This window comes from Ochrobactrum sp. SFR4, assembly GCF_019730395.1.
Taxonomy (GTDB): Bacteria; Pseudomonadota; Alphaproteobacteria; order Rhizobiales; family Rhizobiaceae; genus Pseudochrobactrum.
The window spans coordinates 1-582 of sequence record NZ_JAAPBB010000099.1 but is presented as its reverse complement, the minus strand read 5'-3'; the positions used below and the strand labels follow the sequence as shown (position 1 = coordinate 582).

Annotated in this window: 1 protein-coding gene; it reads right to left on the bottom strand. The window is 49.7% G+C overall.

All coding sequences use genetic code 11. From position 1 onward, the window contains the following. A partial coding sequence (locus HBA93_RS18030; RefSeq protein WP_286202037.1) for an IS110 family RNA-guided transposase occupies nt 1-582 on the bottom strand: 582 nt, incomplete at both ends.

The following is a 582-nucleotide window of genomic DNA, read 5'->3' as shown; positions in this document are numbered from 1 at the left end:
AACCGTGCACCATAAGCGCCCAGACAATTCGAGCCATTTTATTGGCTAACGCGACAGCAGCAACCATATAAGGTTTGCGCTCCAAAAGCCCGGCGGCCCATTGTGTCGTTTGAACAGTACTTTTCTTGCGAAAGCGTAAGACGGAATGTGCTCCGAGAACAAGAAGACGCCGTAAATATGGATCACCTTGTTTGGTGATACTCCCCAGCCGGTTCTTTCCTCCCGACGAATTCTGGCGAGGAACCAAACCTATCCATGCCGCAAGCTCCCGGCCCGACTTGAACACTCTAGGATCAGTGATCGTAGCGCTCAGCGCGCTTGCTATTATCGGCCCAATGCCTGGCACGCTTTCCAAGCGTTTGCTCAATTCATTTTGTTTATGCCAAGCATGAATTGATTTCTCCAAGCCTATTATTTCGTTGTGAACTGCTTTCATTTGGCGCACTAACGGCAATAAAGCCATGCGGGCAACTGTTGGTAAGCTCGCATCTTCTTCACATTCGATTACCTCAACAAGTTGCATTGAGCCAACAACGCCTTGGCGGCTAACAAGACCAAGTTCTGCTGCATGAGCACGAATGG